This window comes from Streptomyces sp. NPDC006510, assembly GCF_040611955.1.
GTDB lineage: Bacteria > Actinomycetota > Actinomycetes > Streptomycetales > Streptomycetaceae > Streptomyces.
Genome location: NZ_JBEXPH010000017.1, coordinates 36,049 through 50,496, shown reverse-complemented (window position 1 = coordinate 50,496; position 14,448 = coordinate 36,049). Strand labels below are relative to the sequence as shown.

At 71.6% G+C, this 14,448-nt stretch carries 13 protein-coding genes and 1 riboswitch; of the genes, 9 read left to right on the top strand and 4 right to left on the bottom strand.

Features of this window, described 5'->3' with window-relative positions; all coding sequences use genetic code 11:
- Positions 1-10 precede the first annotated feature (10 nt).
- Positions 11-128, top strand: a riboswitch (SAM riboswitch).
- Positions 129-304: 176 nt separating this feature from the next.
- A complete protein-coding gene (locus tag ABZY11_RS08420) occupies positions 305-1,681 on the top strand; it encodes an aminotransferase class V-fold PLP-dependent enzyme (protein WP_356478387.1) in 1,377 nt (458 codons plus the stop codon).
- A 76-nt stretch (positions 1,682-1,757) separates the two neighbouring features.
- On the opposite strand, the gene ABZY11_RS08415 is transcribed toward ABZY11_RS08420, so the two are convergent.
- Positions 1,758-2,039 (bottom strand): Lrp/AsnC ligand binding domain-containing protein, encoded by a 282-nt coding sequence (locus ABZY11_RS08415; protein WP_093543818.1) that lies wholly within the window; start codon positions 2,037-2,039, stop codon positions 1,758-1,760.
- Positions 2,036-2,776, bottom strand: coding sequence for a rhomboid family intramembrane serine protease (locus ABZY11_RS08410; protein ID WP_356478386.1), 741 nt, complete (start codon positions 2,774-2,776; stop codon positions 2,036-2,038). The genes ABZY11_RS08415 and ABZY11_RS08410 overlap by 4 nt, the downstream gene beginning before the upstream one ends.
- Positions 2,777-2,939: 163 nt before the next feature.
- Between ABZY11_RS08410 and ABZY11_RS08405 the strand changes: the two genes are divergently transcribed.
- The 5 genes from ABZY11_RS08405 (at position 2,940) to ABZY11_RS08385 (ending at position 8,419) form a co-directional block, all read left to right on the top strand.
- On the top strand, positions 2,940-3,182 hold the full coding sequence (locus ABZY11_RS08405; protein ID WP_014156692.1) for a hypothetical protein: 243 nt from the start codon (positions 2,940-2,942) through the stop codon (positions 3,180-3,182).
- 33 nt (positions 3,183-3,215) lie between these two features.
- Entirely contained in the window at positions 3,216-4,580 is a 1,365-nt protein-coding gene (locus ABZY11_RS08400; protein WP_356478385.1) for an NYN domain-containing protein, read from the top strand.
- A 284-nt stretch (positions 4,581-4,864) separates the two neighbouring features.
- The gene (locus tag ABZY11_RS08395; RefSeq protein WP_356478384.1) at positions 4,865-5,893 is read left to right on the top strand and encodes an NlpC/P60 family protein; all 1,029 of its coding nucleotides are present in this window, start codon (positions 4,865-4,867) and stop codon (positions 5,891-5,893) included.
- Between the two features lie 236 nt (positions 5,894-6,129).
- Positions 6,130-7,161: a C40 family peptidase gene (locus tag ABZY11_RS08390; protein ID WP_356478383.1), complete on the top strand. Its 1,032-nt coding sequence runs from the start codon at positions 6,130-6,132 to the stop codon at positions 7,159-7,161.
- A gap of 16 nt (positions 7,162-7,177) precedes the next feature.
- Positions 7,178-8,419, top strand: a complete 1,242-nt coding sequence (locus ABZY11_RS08385) for a hypothetical protein (RefSeq protein WP_356478382.1) — start codon at positions 7,178-7,180, stop codon at positions 8,417-8,419.
- A 14-nt stretch (positions 8,420-8,433) separates the two neighbouring features.
- Here ABZY11_RS08385 and ABZY11_RS08380 read toward each other — a convergent pair whose 3' ends face one another.
- Entirely contained in the window at positions 8,434-9,681 is a 1,248-nt protein-coding gene (locus tag ABZY11_RS08380) for a glycosyltransferase 87 family protein (RefSeq protein WP_356478381.1), read from the bottom strand.
- Positions 9,682-9,801: 120 nt separating this feature from the next.
- On the opposite strand from ABZY11_RS08380, the gene ABZY11_RS08375 reads away from it, so the two are divergent.
- On the top strand, positions 9,802-10,944 hold the full coding sequence (locus tag ABZY11_RS08375) for a glycosyltransferase family 4 protein (RefSeq protein WP_356478380.1): 1,143 nt from the start codon (positions 9,802-9,804) through the stop codon (positions 10,942-10,944).
- A 59-nt stretch (positions 10,945-11,003) separates the two neighbouring features.
- Here ABZY11_RS08375 and ABZY11_RS08370 read toward each other — a convergent pair whose 3' ends face one another.
- Entirely contained in the window at positions 11,004-12,800 is a 1,797-nt protein-coding gene (locus ABZY11_RS08370; protein ID WP_356478379.1) for an AMP-dependent synthetase/ligase, read from the bottom strand.
- A 280-nt stretch (positions 12,801-13,080) separates the two neighbouring features.
- On the opposite strand from ABZY11_RS08370, the gene ABZY11_RS08365 reads away from it, so the two are divergent.
- Positions 13,081-13,887, top strand: a complete 807-nt coding sequence (locus ABZY11_RS08365; protein WP_356478378.1) for a metallophosphoesterase — start codon at positions 13,081-13,083, stop codon at positions 13,885-13,887.
- A gap of 107 nt (positions 13,888-13,994) precedes the next feature.
- The gene (locus tag ABZY11_RS08360; protein ID WP_356478377.1) at positions 13,995-14,444 is read left to right on the top strand and encodes an SRPBCC family protein; all 450 of its coding nucleotides are present in this window, start codon (positions 13,995-13,997) and stop codon (positions 14,442-14,444) included.
- Positions 14,445-14,448 lie beyond the last annotated feature (4 nt).

Genomic DNA, 14,448 nt, shown 5'->3' with positions numbered 1-14,448 from the left:
ATGCTGGGCAGGTCATGAGTGACAGCGACTACGGCCCCGGCCCGCTGTCCGGCAACCCTCCGTCCGTGGCGGGGTGCCCCGGGTGAAGACCAGGCCGTAGGCAGCGAGGTCTGCGGCAAGCGCGGGCCCCTCGGCATCTGTGAATGCCAGCCCCCGGGGTCCTGGTCCCTAGGGAGCCTCTTGTGAGCACGCGAATGCGATAGGGCCTTCCGGCCCTCCTCCGCACACCCCTCTTTCACTTTCCGCTGCGCTGCCGCGTATCCGCCGGCGCATGCAATTCGCCTGCCTCTTACGGGAGTTCGCCATGTCTGTCTTCACCGCTGCCGCCGACCAGTCGCTTTGTGCCCCTCTGCCGGTTCTGGGCAAGGATGTGACGGTTCCGCTGGTCACCGGCGGTGAGGTCACGTACGCCGCTCTCGACTACGCCGCCAGCGCCCCCGCGCTCCAGCGCGTCTGGGACGACGTCGCCGCGTACGCCCCGTACTACGGCAGCGTCCACCGCGGGGCCGGGTACCTCTCGCAGCTCTCCACGGACCTCTTCGAGAACAGCCGCGCGACCGTCGCGGAGTTCCTCGGCTGCCGCGCCGACGACCAGGTGATCTTCACCCGCTCGACCACCGACTCGCTGAACCTGCTGGCCGCGGTCGTCCCGGCCGACTGCCAGGTCTTCGTGTACGAGACCGAGCACCACGCCTCGCTGCTGCCGTGGCGCGACGCCCGGGTGACGTACCTGAACGCCCCGCGCACCCCCGCCCAGGCCGTCGAGACGCTGGAGCGGGCGCTCGCCGACCGCGAGCCCCACGGCCCCGCGCTGGTCTGTGTCACCGGCGCCTCCAACGTCACCGGCGAACTCTGGCCGGTGAAGGAGCTGGCCGCCGCCGCGCACGCGCACGGTGCCCGGATCGTGCTGGACGCCGCCCAGCTCGCCCCGCACCACCCCGTCGACATCGCCGACCTGGATGTGGACTGGGTCGCCTTCTCCGGACACAAGCTGTACGCGCCCTTCGGCTCGGGCGTCCTCGCCGGCCGGGCCGACTGGCTGCAGGAGGCCGAGCCCTACCTCGCGGGCGGCGGCGCCTCGCGCAAGGTGGCCCGTCGCACCGACGGCGGTGTGGACGTCGAGTGGCATTCCACCGCCGCCCGCCACGAGGCCGGTTCCCCCAACGTCATCGGTGTGTACTCCATCGCCTCCGCCTGCAAGGCGCTCACCGAGGCGGGCTTCGACGACCTGGTCGCCCGGGAGCAGTACCTCGTCGATGCCGTCCGGACCGGGCTCGCCGGGGTTCGGGAGGTCAAGGTGCTCTCGCTGTTCGGCGACGACGCCCCGCGGGTCGGCGTCATCTCCTTCGTGGTGGAGGGCTGGAACAGCTCGCACTTCGCCGCCGCGCTCTCCGCCGAGTACGGCATCGGGGTCCGCGACGGCCTGTTCTGCGCCCACCCGCTGGTCCGCACCCTGCTGGGCAGCGACCCGCAGGAGGTCGGCGAGTGCGGTGCGCCGGAGGCCGAGCCGGGGGAGCGGTCGCTCAACGCGATCCGGGTGAGCTTCGGCGCCGGTACCCCGGACGAGCACATCGAGCGTTTCGTCCGCGCGGTCAGGGAGCTGGTGAGCGAGGGCGCCCAGTGGAAGTACCGCACCGAGGACGGCCGCTGCGTCCCGGACCGGGGTGCGGCGCAGCTCTGACGGCACACAGCACTTCGGCGGGGGACGGGCAGTCGAGCCCGTCCCCCGCCGAAGTGTCACACCGTGAAGGGTGTGCCTATGCGTCGAGGCCGATGGCGAAGGCGGCCTCCAGGTCGTGCTGCGAGTAGGTACGGAACGCCACATGCGTGTCGGTGGCCTCGACGCCGGGGATCTTGCTGATCCGGCCGGGGATGACATCGGCGAGATCGTCGTGCTTGGCCACCCGGACCATGGCGATGAGATCGTACGTACCGGTGACCGAGAAGACCTCGCTGACACTGTCCAGCGCGGCGATGGCCTCGGCGATCTCGGGAATCCGGTCCACGCTGGTTTTGATGAGCACGATCGCGGTGATCACGGCTGGCTGTCTCCCTCGGTGGCCGTGGCTGGTGCCTTCACTCTATCCGTACGCCGGTAACGCCCCCAGGCGTAGAGAAAGCCGAGTGCGAAGCCCACCACATGGGCCAGATAGGCCACGCCCGGCCCTCCGCTGCCCGCACCCTGGACCGCCAGCCACTGCAGGACGAACCAGAAGACCAGCACGATCCAGGCGGGGAAGCGCAGCGGCAGGAAGAAGAGGAACGGGAACAGGCTGGTGACCCGGGCCCGGGGGAACAGGTACAGGAACGCCCCGAGCACCGCCGAGATCGCCCCCGACGCGCCCACCAGTGTCTGGTCGGACGTGGCGTGCGCGGCCGCGTAGGCGACCAGGGCGAGATAGCCGCAGATGACATAGAAGAAGGTGAACCCGACCCGGCCCATGCGCTCCTCGGTCATCGCCCCGAACACGTAGAGGAAGAGCAAGTTGCCGAGCAGATGCAGCCAGCTGCCGTGCACGAAGAGGGCGGTGAGGGGGGTGAGCAGGGCGCGCGCGGAGCCCTCCCACAGCTCGCTGGGGATCACGCCCCAGCGTTCGAAGTACCCGGCCTGGGCGGCGAGCAGGGCGTCGGCGGTGCCGGGGACCGGGTTGAAGCCGGACAGCGGGCTGATCACGAAGACCAGGGAGCAGGCCGCGATCAGGGCATGGGTCACCAATGGTCCGCCCGGGGTGACCGTACGCAGCAGCCCACCGGTCACAGCTCGCCGATCGATCATGAACAGAGCATGACGCAAGCGGAGGGAACGGGACAGACCGCCTCGCCGTGTCGGGGGGACACGGCGAGGCCGTAGGGTTGCGGCAGGACATCCGCAGTTCGACGGCGCACCGCGAGATCCTTGAAGCAAGGCAGCACGAGGCTCGACGAAAGAGGACGCAACGATGACGACGGTTCCCCAGCCGACCGACGGGACCCGCTGGCGCTGCACGCTCTGCGGAAATCTCACGCGCTTCGACGTGACGCGCTCCTCGAAGGTCGTCGAATATGTCCATCTCGACCTGGCCGGTGAGTCCAGCGTCGAGGAACGCGAGGTGGTCAGTGAGACCATCGAGTCGGTGCGCTGCCGTTGGTGCAACGCGGTGGACCAGATCGAACTGGTGGACAGGCCGGGTGCCGACTCCTGACGGAGCCGCGCCCACAGACATTTGGGGTGACGGATGGTGGAGCAGCCCGCTGGCGGCGCCGAGTCGGCCGAGGCGGCCGACGGCGCCGTGGAGGCGCTCGACCGCCCGCTGCCCGAAGGTGTACGGCGGCGGGTCGTGGCGCTGGTCTCGGACGCGTTCGGCGGCCTGACGGTCACCGAACTCCCGGCCCAGCTGCGACAGTACGCCCGCTTCACCCCGACCCGGCGGGCCAAGTTCGCCGGGAACGCGATGGCAGCCGCCCTGGAGGGCGACGCGCTCTTCCGGCAGCGCATCGGCGAGCGGCTCAAGGAGGAGCAGCCGGAGCTGGCCGCCGCCCTGGAAGCCGGTGCGCCGCCCGCCGCGGCCGACCCCGTCGATGTGGCCGCGGCGGCCTATGTGCTGCGCCCGGCGGGCTGGGTCAAGCTGGTCGCCGCCGCAGGCGAGGAGGCCCAGCGCGCGGACGCCGAGCGCGCCGACGAGGAGAGCCGCCGCGAACTGGAGCGGCTGCGCGAGGAACTCGTCCGCGCCCGCTCCCAGACGAAGAGCGAGACGGAGCGGCTGCGCGGCGAGCTGGACGCGGCCCGCAAGGAAGCCGAATCCCTTCAGCGCAAGCTGCGCAGCGCCGTCAACGAGGTCAAGCGCGGCGAGGCCGCGTTGCGCCGCAGCCGGGCCGAGACCGACGCCGTACGGTCCGAGGCGGCCGCCCAGGTCTCCGCGGCGGAGAGCGAGAGCCGCCGGCTCAAGGCTCGGCTCGGTGAGGCCGAGGCGTCCGTGGAGGCGGGCCGCCGCGCCGCCAGGGAGGGCCGCTCGGTCGAGGACATGCGGCTGCGGCTGCTGCTGGACACGGTGCTCGACGCGGCGAGCGGGCTCCGCCGTGAACTGGCCCTGCCGCCCTCCTCGATGCGTCCCGCGGACAGCGTCGACGCGGTCGAGCCGGGCCGGCTGTCGCCCAAGGACATTGCCGCCAGGGCGCTTTCGGAGACCGACCCGGCCCTGCTCGACCAACTGCTCGCGCTGCCGCAGGCGCATCTGATCGTCGACGGCTACAACGTCACCAAGACCGGCTATCCGCAGTTGCCGCTGGAGAAGCAGCGGTTGCGGCTGCTGGGCGGGCTCTCGGTGCTCGCCGCGCAGACCGGCGCCGAGATGACCTGTGTCTTCGACGGGGCCGAGCTGGCGGCCCCGGTGCTGCTCGCACCGCCGCGCGGGGTCCGGGTGCTGTTCAGCAAGCCCGGTGTGACCGCCGACGAGCTCATCCGTCAGCTGGCGCGCGCCGAACCTCCGGGCAGACCCGTCGTGGTGGTCTCCACCGACCGCGAAGTCGCCGACGGAGTGGCGATGGCGGGCGCCAGGCCCGTTGCGTCCGTCTTGCTCCTGAAGCGCCTTTCGCGTGTCTAGCGGCACTTGCCGGGTCTTGGTGGAAATCAGGGAACGGACCGTCAAGTCACCGCTACAGCCCGTGCGTCGTGGGTAAAGAAGTGCAGCCTGTGACGAGATTTTTCGTGTGAGGATTTGAACTGATCACAAGATGGTCACTAGGGTCGGGCCTCGAACCTTCGCACGGTTGATCACCCATCCGGGGTGACAGTGAAGGCACCGCCGAGTCCGTGACGTGCACGGAGCCGGGGATTCGAATCCCCCACAGCCCGGTAGGCGGCTCGAGGAAGAAGGAGCTCGCCTCCGTGGCGTCCCACCGTCGTCCCAAGCAGCCGAGCCGCGCCCGTGTGACCGTGCTCACCGCGACCGCCGCCGCGGCTGTGGCCCTGACCTCCCAGGCGGCCCACGCCGACCCGAAGCCCTCCAAGGGCGAAGTCAGGGCGAAGGTCGAGAAGCTCAGCCACGAGGCCGGCGAGGCCAACGAGAAGTACTACGGCGCCAAGGAGAAGCAGCAGAAGCTGCAGAAGGAAGTCAGCGCGCTGCAGGACAAGGTGGCCCGAGGCCAGCAGGAGATCAACACGCTCCGCAACGGCCTCGGTTCGCTCGCCGCGGCGCAGTACCGCTCCGGTGGCATCGACCCGTCGGTGCAGCTCTTCCTCTCGTCCAACCCGGACACCTTCCTCGACGAGGCCTCGGCCCTCGACCAGTTGACGGCCAAGCAGACCGAGACCCTGGGGAAGATCCAGGAGAAGCAGCGGGTCCTCGCGCAGCAGCGCAAGGAGGCCCAGGACAAGCTCGGTGACCTCGCGGACGTACGCAAGACGCTCGGCGAGAAGAAGAAGACCCTCCAGACCAAGCTGGGCGCGGCGCAGCGCCTGCTCAACTCGATGACCGCCGCCGAGCGCGCGAAGATGCGCGAGGACCAGCAGCGCGCCAGCCGTTCCGCGGGCGACCGGGTCGAGCTGGGCAACGAGGTCCCCGCCTCCGCCTGGGGTGCCGCCGCCCTGAACGCCGCCAAGACCCAGGTGGGCAAGCCGTACGGCCGTGGCGGTACCGGCCCCGGGTCCTTCGACTGCTCCGGGCTGACCCAGTGGGCCTATGCCCAGGCCAACGTCCAGATCTCCCGGGTCACGTACACCCAGGTCAACGACGGTGTCCACATCGGGCGCAGCGCGCTGAAGCCGGGCGACCTGGTCTTCTTCAACAACACCTCGCACGTGGGCCTCTACGCGGGCAACAACACCCTCCTGCACGCCCCGTACCCGGGCACGTTCGTCCGCTTCGAGTCGATGGACACCATCGGCAGCTTCCAGTTCGGCGTGCGCGTCGGCTGACGACGTCCGAACGGGCGAATTCCCGCGCCCGCGCAGACCGTCCGCCCCGCCGGAGACCACAGGTCACCGGCGGGGCGTCGCCGTTTCTGTTGCCTTCCGCCCGGCGCGGCCGTTCGCCGCTCCGTGACCGTCCGGCTACTGTCTGCCTGCCGTGCAGCTCCCGTTCGTCGGTCCGCCCGCCCCGGGTGGCAGGGGCTGCGCGCGGCTGCGTACAGCGGAAGGGAGTGCGGCGTCCTGTGGTGTCCCATCGCCGTTCCACACAGCCCGGCCTCAACCTGAGCGTCCGGGCCACCGTTCTGTCGGCCGCGGCGGCGACCGCCGCCGCCACCCTCGGGGCGGCCACCGCGAACGCCGACCCGCAGGACGCGCCCCGGACCCCCGAGGCCCGCATCGACCGGCTGTACACCCAGGCCGAGCAGGCCACCGAGCGGTACAACAAGGCCGGTGAGAACGCCGACCGGCTGCGCGGCGAGGTCGACCGGGCCCAGGACCGGGCGGCCCGCGGCCAGGAGCAGGTCAACCGGATGCGTACGGTGCTCGGTTCGGCGGCGAGCGCGCAGTACCGTTCCGGTGGCATCGACCCCTCGCTCGCCCTGCTGCTCTCCTCCGACCCGGACAGCTACCTCGACCGGGCGGCCGTACTGGAGCGTCTGACCGGCCTTCAGGCCACCGAGCTGCGCCAACTCCAGCAGGTCCAGCGCGGGCTCACGCAGACCCGCGCGGAGGCGGCCCGCGCGCTGGCCGAACTGGAGCGCAACCGGGCGGCCGCCACCCGCCACAAACGGACCGTCGAGCGCAAACTCGCCGAGGCCAGGAAGCTGCTGGACACGCTGCCCGGTGCCGACCGGGCGGAGTTCGAGCGGGCCTCGCGCTCCGGCCGCGACGGCGCCTACCCCGCCATGGCCGATCTGCCGGCCGGCTCCGCACGCGCGGCGGCCGCCGTCATGGCGGTCCGGCAGGCACTGGGCCGCCCGTACGTCTGGGGGGCCAACGGGCCGGCCGGATTCGACTGTTCCGGGCTGATGCAGTGGGCGTACGCCCAGGCCGGGGTCAGCCTGCCGCGCACCTCGCAGGCCCAGCGGTACGCGGGACACATGGTGCCGCTCTCCGCGGCCCGCCCCGGCGACCTGGTCGTCTACCGCGCGGACGCCGGCCACGTCGCGATGTACGTCGGCAACGGCCAGGTGATCCACGCGCCGTACCCGGGCGCCGCGGTCCGTTACGACCCGGTCGGCATGATGCCCGTCTCGTCGGTCACCCGCGTCTGACCGTACCCTCGATCGGGTGAGTGATGGGCGGGGAAGGAGAGCGGGACGGCGTGCGGCTGGAGCGCTGCTCGCCGGGCTGCTGCTCGCCCCCGGCTGCGCGGCCCCCGACGACGCCGCCCCCGGCTCCACCACCCGCGGTGTCCGCGCCACGCTGGACCGCCGGGCGGCCGCCGTGCTGGCCCACGACACGGACGCCTATCTGGCCACCACGGACCCGCGTGCCACCGGGCTGCGCACGGCCCAGCGCCGGGAACTCGGCAACCTCGCGGACATACCGCTGAGCTCATGGACGTACCGGCTGCACGACGTGACCGCGCGGGGCGCCGACCGGGCCACCGCCGACGTCGAGCTGCGCTACCGGATCAAGGGTTACGACGCCGCCCCGGTCACCGCGGACCGGGTGCTCGACCTGAGGCGGGACCGGGCGGACGGCCGCTGGTACGTCGCCGGCGACCGGGCGGCGGACGGGGAGGACGGCCGGCAGCTCTGGCAGCAGGGCGACGTCCGGGTGGTGCCCGGGAAGCACAGCCTGGTCCTCGGGGTGGGCCGCACGGAGCAGGAGCTGCGCCGGATCGCCCGGACCGCGGACCGCGCGGTGCCCGCCGTCTCCCGTGCCTGGCCGGAACGCTGGGCGGGCCGGGTCGTGGTGCTCGTACCGCGGACGGTGGAGGACATGGCGGGGCTGCTGGGGTCGACGGCGGCGGACTACCGGGGCATCGCCGCCGTCACCACCGGGCGGACCGGCGGCACCGGCCGGAACCCCGCGGACCGGGTGATCGTCAACCCGCAGGCGTACGGCACGCTCGGCGCCTTCGGGCAGCAAGTCGTCCTCACCCACGAGACCACCCACGTCGCCACCCGCGCCCGCACCTCCTCGGCCACCCCGACCTGGCTCTCCGAGGGCTTCGCGGACTGGGCGGCCTACCGCGCCGAGGACCGCGCCGCCGCACGGATCGCACCCGAACTCGCGGACGCCGTCCTGCGTGGCGATCTGCCCGCCGCGCTCCCCACGGACGAGGACTTCGGCTTCGCGGGGGACCCCGCGCGCCTGGCGCGGGCGTACGAGGGCGGCTGGGCGGCCTGCGAGCTGATCGCCGACCACTGGGGCGAGAAGAAGCTGCTCGCCTTCTACCGGGCCGTCGGAGGGCACTCGGGACGGGACGGAGCCGTGGAGCAGGCCATGCACGAGGTCCTCGACACGACTCCGCAGGACTTCATCGTGCTCTGGCGGGAGTATCTGCGCTCCGCGCTCGGCTGAGCACGGCGTACGGCTCAGGAGCCGACCGGCTCCGCCTTCCGGTCGAGGCCGGACCGGGCGGCGGACCCTCCGCCGTCGCGCGCCGCCCCGGGGACCGTCTGCCGCCACAGCCGACGGCAGGCGATCAGCGTCGCCGCGACCAGCAGGCCGTTGCGCAGGAACATCAGCGTCACGCCCGTCGCGTCGCTGGTCACCACATGCACGAACCCGAGCGGGAACTCCCACTGGGTGATGCCCGTCGCCAGCAGCACCAGACCGGCCGGCAGCACCATCCGGCTCTCGCGGAACACCAGGCAGACCGCCGCCAGGCCGACCAGCCACAGCATGTACTGGGGGCTGATCACCCGGCTCGTCGTCGTGAACAGCAGCACCGCCGTGAACGCCGCGTCCGCCGGGGTGCTCGCGCCGAACTCACGGGCCCGCAGTCGCCACAGCAGCAGCCAGCCGAACGCGAGGACGGACAGACCGAGGGCGAGCGTGCTCACCAGCGGCACGTGCGGACCCAGGAACTCCATCGAGCCGTAGTGGTACTCCACCCGGCCCTGCCAGCCGAACTGCCGCGCCACATGGAAGACCAGCGCGCCCAGCGACTCGACCTCGGTGCCCCGGTCGCGCTGGGCGCCGAGGAAGGCCAGCGCCCCCGGCATCGCCACGGTGCACACCACCAGCAGCCCGGCCGCCGTCACCGCCGCGGCCGTCCACGCCAGCCGCGTCCGCCGGCCGCGCGCCGTACCGGCCAGGATCAGCACCGGCCACACCTTCAGCAGCGCACCGGCGGCGGCCAGCGCCCCCAGCACCCGCGGATGCCGCAGCCCCGCCAGCAGCGCCGCCACCGCCACCGCCGTGACCATCACGTCGTAGCGGGCGTACGCGGTCGTGCCGAGCAGCGGCACCCCCGCCACCCACACCCAGGCGCCCGCCGCCCACCGGCCGTTCCCCCGGCCCGCGTACAGCAGCAGCCCCAGCACCAGCAGGTCGCACACGAACGCGAGGACGAAGAAGGCCGAGGCGTAGTCCAGGAACGGCAGCAGCGCGGGGGAGAGGATGGCGAGCGCGGCCAGCGGCGGGTACTGCCAGGTGACGTCGGACTCCGGATACGTACCGGTCTTCAGGACCTCGGACCAGCCGTGGTAGATCACCGAGACATCACTGGTCACGTCCGGTCCGGGCAGCGTGATCACCTTGGTGACGCAGAGCAGCAGCGCGACCCTGGTCAGGGCCCACACCGCGACAGCGAGCCGCGCGCCGGTCGATCCCGTCATGACCGCCTCATCCGTTTTCATCAGGGGGTACCCGCTGGGCACTCGGTACGAGGAGCCATGATGCCCGCACGGCCGGTGCGCGAGCCATCGGGGCCGGACCGCCCGGTACTGTCGGCCGGGATGGACAAGACCCTGATCGTGACCAACGACTTCCCGCCCCGCCCCGGCGGCATCCAGGCATTTCTGCACAACATGGCGCTGCGCCTGGACCCCGGACGGATCGTCGTCTACGCCTCCACCTGGAAGCGGAGCCCCGAAGGCATCGCGGCCACCGCCGACTTCGACGCCGAGCAGCCGTTCACCGTCGTACGCGACCCCACGACCATGCTGCTGCCGACCCCGCGGGTCACCCGGCGCGCGGTGCGGCTGCTGCGCGAGCACGGCTGCACCTCCGTCTGGTTCGGCGCCGCGGCCCCGCTCGGGCTCATGGCACCGGCGCTGCGCAGGGCCGGCGCCCGCCGCCTGGTCGCCACCACCCACGGACACGAGGCGGGCTGGGCCCAGTTGCCCGCGGCCCGGCAGCTGCTGCGCCGGATCGGCGAGGGCACGGACACGATCACGTACCTGGGCGAGTACACCCGCTCCCGGATCGCCCCCGCACTCACCCCCGCGGCCGCGGGACGGATGTCCCAACTGCCGCCCGGCGTCGACGAGAAGACCTTCCACCCGGAGTCGGGCGGGGACCGGACGAGGGCCGGGCTCGGGCTCTCGGACCGGCCCGTCGTCGTCTGTGTGTCACGGCTCGTGCCGCGCAAGGGCCAGGACACGCTGATCCTCGCGATGCCCGCGATCCTTGCGCAGGTGCCGGACGCGGTGCTTCTGATCGTCGGCGGCGGACCGTACGCCGAGGAGCTGAAGCGGCTGGCCGCGGAGACCGGCGTCGAGGAGTCCGTACGGTTCACCGGACCGGTGCCGTGGGAGGAGCTTCCCGCCCACTACGGCGCGGGCGACGTCTTCGCCATGCCGTGCCGCACCCGTCGCGGCGGCCTCGACGTGGAGGGCCTCGGCATCGTCTTCCTGGAGGCGTCCGCGACCGGGCTCCCGGTGGTGGCCGGCGACTCGGGCGGCGCGCCCGACGCGGTGCTCGACGGCGAGACCGGGTGGGTGGTGAGCGGCGGCAGCGTGGAGGAGTCGGCAGACCGGATCGTCACCCTGCTCCGCGACCCGGAGCTGCGGCAGCGGATGGGGGAGCGGGGCCGGGCCTGGGTCGAGGAGAAGTGGCGCTGGGACCTGCTCGCCGAACGGCTCCGGGCGCTGCTCTGAGCCACGTACGCGAGAGGGCCCGCACACGCCGTGCGGGCCCTCTCGCGTACGGATGCCGGTCAGCCCCGGTAGATCGACTCGATCTCGTCCGCGAAGTCCTTCGCCACCACGTTCCGCTTCAGCTTCAGCGACGGCGTGATGTGGCCCGCCTCCTCGGTGAACTGCGAGTCCAGGATGCGGAACTTGCGTACCGACTCCGCCTTGGACACGGCCGCGTTCCCGTCGTCCACCGCCCGCTGCACCTCGGCCAGCAGCTCCGGGTCCTCGCGCAGCGACACGGCCGTCGAGCCGGCCGGCTTGCCGTGCTCCTCGGCCCAGCGCCCCAGGAACTCCTGGTCCAGGGTGACCAGCGCGCCCACGAACGGCCGTCCGTCGCCGACCACCATGCACTCGGCGACCAGGGCGTGCCCGCGGATCCGGTCCTCGATCACCGCGGGAGCGACGTTCTTGCCGCCCGCCGTGACGATGATCTCCTTCTTGCGGCCGGTGATCGCGAGATAGCCGTCCTCGTCGAGCGTGCCGATGTCGCCCGTGTGGAACCAGCCGTCGGCCAGCGCCTCGGCCGTCGCCGCCTCGTTGTTCCAGTAGCCGGTGAACAGGTGCTCGCCGTGCAGCAGCACCTCGCCGTCGTCGGCGATCCGCACGACCGAACCGGGCAGCGGCTGGCCGACCGTACCGATCTTCTGCCGGTCCCACGGGTTGAAGGCGGTGGCCGCACAGGTCTCGGTCAGGCCGTAGCCCTCCAGGACGGTGAAGCCGATCCCGCGGTAGAAGTGGCCGAGCCGCTCGCCCAGCGGCGCACCGCCGGAGATCGCGTACTCGCCGCGCCCGCCGAGCACCGCCCGCAGCTTGCCGTAGACCAGCCGGTCGAAGATCTTGTGCTTCAACTTCAGGCCCAGGGGCGGGCCCTGAGGAGTACTCAGCGCGCGGCTGTAGGCGATCGCCGTGTTCGCGGCCTTGTCGAAGATCTTCCCCTTGCCGTCGGCCTGCGCCTTGGCGCGCGCCGCGTTGTACACCTTCTCGAAGACCCGCGGCACACCGAGGACCAACGTCGGCCGGAACGAGGCCAGTTCATCGGTGAGGTGCTTGATGTCCGATACGCAGCCGAGCTTGATCGGAGCCATCACCGAGCCCACCTCCACCAGCCGTCCGAAGACATGCGCGGCGGGCAGGAAGAGCAGCACGGAGCAGTCGCCGGTACGGAAGAGCGGCTTCAGCCGCTCCACCACATTGCCGCACTCGGCGAAGAAGCTGCGGTGCGTGAGCACACAGCCCTTGGGGCGGCCGGTGGTGCCCGAGGTGTAGACGATGGTGGCCGGGTCGTCCGCCTTGGCGCTCACCATCCGCAGGTCCAGCGTCTCGTCCGAGACGTCCTCCCCGATCGCCGTCAACTGACGGATCGCGTCGTCCTCGATCTGCCAGATGCCCTTCAGGGCCGGCAGCTCCGCCCGGACGGAGACCACGGAGGCCTGGTGCGCATCGGACTCCACGAGGCACAGGGCGGCACCGGAGTCACCGAGGATCCACTGGATCTGCTCGGGCGAACTGGTCTCGTACACCGGGACGGTGACCGCGCCCGCGCTCCAGATCGCGAAGTCGAGCAGCACCCACTCGTAGCGGGTGCGCGAGAGCAGGGCCACCCGGTCACCGGCTTCGACGCCCGCGGCGATCAGGCCCTTCGCGACGCCTCTGACCTCGGCCAGGAACTGCGCGGCGTCGACATCGGTCCACACGCCCCCCACCTTGCGGCTCATCACCGCGACATCGGGATGCTGAGCGGCATTGCGGCGGATGAGATCCGTCAGGTTGCCGTCCGAGGGAACCTCGTACAGGGCCGGAAGGCTGAACTCGCGCAAGACTGCTGCTCCTCATCGGGCTCCGGTGCCACGGCTCTGTGCGACGCACCGGATGCGGTCCAAGACTGGCAGGTGCTCAGTGGGGTGGGCACGACTGGACTGCCCGGACGTTACCCACGAGTACTCGATTCCCGATAGGGGGTTCCGGCCAGATGTCTTACGCGTCACACAGATCGGTGATCCTTGGGCGCACAGTAGTCCACCCGCGTGACCGGGCGAAGGAATTCGCAGGTCCGACGGCCTCTACCCAGGTGGCCGGGAGGGTTCTAGGGTGATCGTCATGCGAGCCGGACCGGACAGCCCAGGCACATCGACCCGACAGCGCACGCGCATCCATGTGGTCAGTGATGTGCATGGCAACACCGAGGCGCTGGCCCGCGCCGGGGACGGCGCCGACGCGCTGGTCTGCCTCGGTGACCTGGTGCTCTACCTCGACTACGCCGACCACTCGCGCGGCATCTTCCCCGACCTCTTCGGTGTGGAGAACGCCGACCGGATCGTCGCGCTGCGCACCGCGCGCCGCTTCGAGGAGGCCCGCGAGTTCGGCCGGGGCCTGTGGGCGGGCCGGGACCGCGACGCCGCGATCGTCTCGGCGGTGCGCAAGCAGTACGCCGAGCTCTTCGCGGCCTTCCCCACACCGACGTACGCCACCTACGGCAACGTCGACATCCCCGGCCTGTGGTCCGAGTACGCACACCCCGGCACCACCGTCCTCGACGGCGAACGGGCCGAGATCGGCGGCCGCGTGTTCGGCTTCGTCGGCGGCGGGCTGAGGACCCCGATGAACACCCCGTACGAGATCGGCGACGAGGAGTACGCGGCGAAGATCGAGGCGCTCGGTCCGGTCGACGTGCTCTGCACCCACATCCCGCCCGATGTGCCGGAGCTGACGTACGACACGGTGGCGCGCCGCTTCGAGCGCGGCAGCCGGGCCCTGCTCGACGCCATCCGCCGCACCCGCCCCCGGTACGCACTGTTCGGCCATGTCCATCAGCCGCTGGTCCGCCGGATGCGGATCGGTGCCACCGAATGCGTGAACGTCGGTCACTTCGCGTCCACCGGCAGGCCCTGGGCCCTGGAGTGGTGACAACACCGGCACCGGACCCTGGAACGAGGCGCCGCGCACACGCGATAGCCTTCTGACGGCAGGCCTCTGCCGACGCACCGGTACACCGCACTGGAGGAGCCACGGCGATGGCTGAACACACCAGCTCGAGCATCACGATCGAGGCGGCACCGGCCGACGTCATGGGAGTGATCGCCGATTTCGCCCGCTACCCGGAGTGGACCGGCGAGGTCAAGGAGGCCGAGGTCCTCTCCACCGACGACCACGGCCGCGCCGAGAAGGTCCGGCTCGTCCTCGACGCCGGAGCGATCAAGGACGACCACACGCTCGCCTACACCTGGATCGGCGACTACGAGGTCAGCTGGACCCTCGTCAAGTCCCAGATGCTGCGCGCCATCGACGGCTCCTACGCACTGGCCCCGCTCGGCGACGGCGACCGCACCGAGGTCACCTACCGGCTGACCGTCGACGTCAAGATCCCGATGCTCGGCATGATCAAGCGCAAGGCGGAGAAGGTCATCATCGACCGGGCCCTGGCCGGTCTGAAGAAGCGCGTCGAGTCCATCCCGAAGGTCTGACCCG

Coding starts and splice junctions, on each gene's coding strand:
- ABZY11_RS08420 (WP_356478387.1), top strand. CDS start 305: ATGTCTGTCTTCACCGCTGCCGCCGACCAGTCGCTTTGTGCCCCTCTG.
- ABZY11_RS08410 (WP_356478386.1), bottom strand. CDS start 2,776: ATGATCGATCGGCGAGCTGTGACCGGTGGGCTGCTGCGTACGGTCACC.
- ABZY11_RS08405 (WP_014156692.1), top strand. CDS start 2,940: ATGACGACGGTTCCCCAGCCGACCGACGGGACCCGCTGGCGCTGCACG.
- ABZY11_RS08400 (WP_356478385.1), top strand. CDS start 3,216: ATGGTGGAGCAGCCCGCTGGCGGCGCCGAGTCGGCCGAGGCGGCCGAC.
- ABZY11_RS08380 (WP_356478381.1), bottom strand. CDS start 9,681: ATGACGGGATCGACCGGCGCGCGGCTCGCTGTCGCGGTGTGGGCCCTG.
- ABZY11_RS08375 (WP_356478380.1), top strand. CDS start 9,802: ATGGACAAGACCCTGATCGTGACCAACGACTTCCCGCCCCGCCCCGGC.
- ABZY11_RS08365 (WP_356478378.1), top strand. CDS start 13,081: ATGCGAGCCGGACCGGACAGCCCAGGCACATCGACCCGACAGCGCACG.
- ABZY11_RS08360 (WP_356478377.1), top strand. CDS start 13,995: ATGGCTGAACACACCAGCTCGAGCATCACGATCGAGGCGGCACCGGCC.